Consider the following 3399-nt stretch of genomic DNA (forward strand, 5'->3'; position numbering starts at 1 on the left):
GTTGCGAAGAAGCGGCGCGCATCGCCGCCCTGCGCGAGGATCGTTCTCACGGCATTTCCGGTCTGATGCACAGTCGCTTCGTGCCCTGCGTTGAGCAGAAGGATAGCTGAGGAAACCAGCTCGTCCTCCGAGAGCTTCTGGCCGTTGTCCTGGGCCTCGATCAGCAGCGAAAGCAGATCGTCGCCGGGTCTCTTGCGCCGCTCGGCGACATAGCCGCGCAGGAACGCCGCGAAATCGCGCGCGGCGCGGTTGGCCGTCTCCTCGGTCTCGCGCGTGCGGCCGTGCATGTACATGGCGACCATCTGATGCGACCAGTCGAGCAGTTGCGGCCCCATCTCGACCGGAACGCCGAGCATCTCGGCGATGATGGTGATCGGCAAGGGCGAGGCGTAACCGGGCAGAAGATCGACGGAGCCCGGCTCGAAGCGGTCGATCAGCTCATTGGCCAGAGCGTCGATGCGCGGCCTCAGTCGCTCGACCTGGCGCGAGACAAAGGCTCGATTGACCAAAGTTCTCAGCCTAGTATGCACCGGCGGCTCGAGCTCAAGCATCGAATTGGCTTCGATGGCGTCGAAGGCTGTCAGGTGCGAACGGTCGTCGCCAACCCCGCGGCTGTCGGGAATGCCGGCCGGGTTCTGGCGGCCGAAGCGACGATCGCGAAGCAGGCGGTTGACGTCGTCGAAGCCGCCGAAACACCAAAAACCGTAATTCTCCCAGAAGAAGGCGTTCGAAGCGCCGTGCAAGAAGGCGTAGGCCTCATACGGGTTCTGCACAAAGGTAGGTTCATGCGGGTCGAGGCGCAGGCGGCGGCTGACGGGATCGAACGTGAGATAGGGTGGCATCATGTTCGACCAATAGCGCGCCTTGCCGGCCCGATGCCAGACCGCATCGCCGAGCCGGTCGTGCCGATATATTGAGCCAGGCTGGCCGCTGGAGAGGAAGAGCGGGTGGCGCGCCATGGCTCCGGCGGAGCGCTTCAGCGTCCCGTTTTCAGGATACCGGCCACCTTGGTGGCGATCGCGGCATCGAGCGCCTGCCAGTTCCCGAGCAACTCGCGCGGGAAGCGGTAGGTGAGGCTGAGATCGTCGCCGACCTGGATGTCGCGCTCGCAGGGGGCCAGCGAATCCTCGGCAGTTGGGCCGCTCAGGCAGCGGGCGACGAACGGGTCTTTGCCGGGGCGCTCGGCGACCGCCAGGACCTCGTTGAGATAGCCCGATTTCTCGGTGAAGCCGTAGAGCCTTGTACCGCCCGGGCCGGGCGTGCCCGGCGTGACGATCAGGGCGCTGTAGATTGGGGCGAAACGGCCGCTCATGTCGCGCGACATCATCCGCGGCTCGAATGACAGGAAGATGATCTTCCTGGTCGTGACGTGGTTGAAGTCGTCGCGCGCGGCGGTGCTGTAGCCGTCCATTTCGGGATAGCGCAGATAAAGGTCGAAGCGCGAGGCGATGCCGTCGCGCCTGGCCTGGTCGAAGCGGATGAAGTTGGCCGGCACACTGATCACATTGTTGCCCATGACGACCTGGCGCACGGTCGTGTCGTCGGTATAGCCGGCCATGGCGATCGACCGGCCGAGCCATTTGCCGCCGAGACTGATAGCCACTGAAAGCAGGGCGAGCGCCGCGAAGACGTAGAAGACCCGCTTCATCAAGGTCGAGTCGACAACCTCGAATTCCTCCGCGGCGGCTGCCTCTCTCATCGCGATTCCCCGATCCGCTCACCTGTCCTCAGGTGGCACAACTGGCGCGGCATGGCTCTTGCAGCGCGTCGGCACGACTGTGCGGTCTCATGGTAAACGGTTGGTAAAGATGGATCTCATGCTGCTCCCTCTCTACGCTTTTGCGGTCGGCCTGACGGCTTGCGGCCTCGCCGGCTCGGCGATGGAAATCGTCTGCGGCCGCCGGCTGGCCTTCGCCGATCCCTATGTCACGCCTGCCCATATTGTGCGCTCGCTCGCGGTGACCGCCTGCGCCGGCCCGTTCATGCTCACCAATGATGCTCTGGCTGCGCGGCGCGAGGGGCGCATCGGCACGCTTGCGCTGCTTTCCTGCGGCTGCACGGCGATTGCGTGGGCACTGGCGCTCGGCATCGTGCTGATCACCATTGCTTCCTGGGCAACGGGTCTCCTAAGCTCCGCCGAATTCTCGGCTTGAGACGAATCGGAGAAAAGATGCCGATCTATGCGATCGACGGGAAGGCGCCCCGGTTCGAGGACGCCGAAACCAATTGGGTGGCGCCCGACGCCACGCTGATCGGCGATATCGCGATAGGCCGCAATGCCGGCTTCTGGTTCGGCGTCGTCATCCGCGGCGACGGTGAACCGATCACCATCGGCGCCGACACCAATGTGCAGGAACATTCGGTCATGCACACCGATCCGGGCTATCCGCTCAGCATCGGGCAGGGCTGCACGATCGGTCATCGCGCCCTGCTGCATGGCTGCACGGTCGGCGACAACAGCCTGATCGGCATGGGCGCCATCGTGCTCAACGGCGCGAGGATCGGCAAGAATTCGCTGGTCGGCGCCGGCGCTTTGGTGACGGAAAACAAGGTTTTCCCGGACAATTCGCTGATCGTCGGCTCGCCCGCCAAGGTGATAAGGGTGCTGGATGACGCGGCAATCGAGAGGCTGCGGGTCTCGGCCGCGCACTATGTCGCCAACGGCAGGCGCTTCAAGGCCGGATTGAAGGAGCTGTGACAGCGGTTCAGTCCGCCGCTTCGCCCGCGACCTTATTGACTGCGTCGGGACATTGCCTGACGCAGCAGCAACGCCCCCGCTTCGAAACCGGCGCGGTCTGCACCTTCCAGGGCGGTTTCACAATCATCGATGCGCGTCCTGAGCGACGGATCCGCGCCCGACGCCAGCAGCAGGCGGATTGCCTCGGCGTCGCGCTGCGCCACGGCGTAATGCAGAGGCGTCCAGTCGTTGACCCCGCGCATGTTCGGGTCGGCGCCCTGCTCGAGCAGGATCTGGATAAGCTGCAGCCTGTCCGATCGCTCGGTGGATAGCGCGGCGATGATCGACGGGAAGCCGGCGGGATCCTCGTAATTCGGATTCGAACCTGCATCAAGCAGCGTGGCGATGAAGCCGGTCGGGCTCCAATAGATCGCATATTCCAACGGATGGCCGAGGCCGAGCTCGAACGGCATCCTCTCGTCGTACCATCGCGCGGAGCTGCCGAGCGCCTTGCCAAGCCCATCGAAATCGCCGGCCTTGAAGGCGTCGTCTATTGCCTGGAACAGCTTGGCGCGCTCGCACCGTTCGTCCGGGATTTCCAGCATCGCCGTCCATCCAAAAATAAACGGCCATATTGCTCCGGTCTGCCGTTACGAGAAAGGCCCGCAGGCGGCGGCAAAAAAAGCGGAGCCGGCCCGGGGACAGGGCCGGCTCCTAAAACC

General features: G+C 64.4%; 5 protein-coding genes. 2 read left to right on the forward strand and 3 right to left on the reverse strand.

Annotated features, from left to right (window positions below; all coding sequences use genetic code 11):
• Together EOA32_RS35170 and EOA32_RS35175 are read right to left on the reverse strand one after the other, a co-directional pair.
• A partial coding sequence (locus tag EOA32_RS35170; RefSeq protein WP_145971469.1) for a cytochrome P450 occupies nucleotides 1-845 on the reverse strand: 845 nt, incomplete at its 3' end.
• A 131-nt stretch (nucleotides 846-976) separates the two neighbouring features.
• On the reverse strand, nucleotides 977-1699 hold the full coding sequence (locus tag EOA32_RS35175) for a hypothetical protein (RefSeq protein ID WP_095783271.1): 723 nt from the start codon (nucleotides 1697-1699) through the stop codon (nucleotides 977-979).
• 109 nt (nucleotides 1700-1808) lie between these two features.
• Here EOA32_RS35175 and EOA32_RS35180 point away from each other — a divergent pair, with 109 nt between their 5' ends.
• Together EOA32_RS35180 and EOA32_RS35185 are read left to right on the forward strand one after the other, a co-directional pair.
• The gene (locus tag EOA32_RS35180) at nucleotides 1809-2153 is read left to right on the forward strand and encodes a hypothetical protein (RefSeq protein ID WP_066989468.1); all 345 of its coding nucleotides are present in this window, start codon (nucleotides 1809-1811) and stop codon (nucleotides 2151-2153) included.
• Between the two features lie 17 nt (nucleotides 2154-2170).
• A complete protein-coding gene (locus EOA32_RS35185; protein ID WP_128374142.1) occupies nucleotides 2171-2698 on the forward strand; it encodes a gamma carbonic anhydrase family protein in 528 nt (175 codons plus the stop codon).
• Between the two features lie 32 nt (nucleotides 2699-2730).
• On the opposite strand, the gene EOA32_RS35190 is transcribed toward EOA32_RS35185, so the two are convergent.
• Nucleotides 2731-3282: an ankyrin repeat domain-containing protein gene (locus tag EOA32_RS35190; RefSeq protein WP_095783273.1), complete on the reverse strand. Its 552-nt coding sequence runs from the start codon at nucleotides 3280-3282 to the stop codon at nucleotides 2731-2733.
• Nucleotides 3283-3399: the final 117 nt, after the last annotated feature.

Source organism: Mesorhizobium sp. M1A.F.Ca.ET.072.01.1.1 (assembly GCF_004023325.1).
Taxonomy (GTDB): Bacteria; Pseudomonadota; Alphaproteobacteria; order Rhizobiales; family Rhizobiaceae; genus Mesorhizobium.

Excerpts from the sequence above, each read along its gene's own strand:
- EOA32_RS35190 (WP_095783273.1), bottom strand. The coding sequence starts at position 3,282 with ATGCTGGAAATCCCGGACGAACGGTGCGAGCGCGCCAAGCTGTTCCAG.
- EOA32_RS35180 (WP_066989468.1), top strand. The coding sequence starts at position 1,809 with ATGGATCTCATGCTGCTCCCTCTCTACGCTTTTGCGGTCGGCCTGACG.
- EOA32_RS35175 (WP_095783271.1), bottom strand. The coding sequence starts at position 1,699 with ATGAGAGAGGCAGCCGCCGCGGAGGAATTCGAGGTTGTCGACTCGACC.
- EOA32_RS35185 (WP_128374142.1), top strand. The coding sequence starts at position 2,171 with ATGCCGATCTATGCGATCGACGGGAAGGCGCCCCGGTTCGAGGACGCC.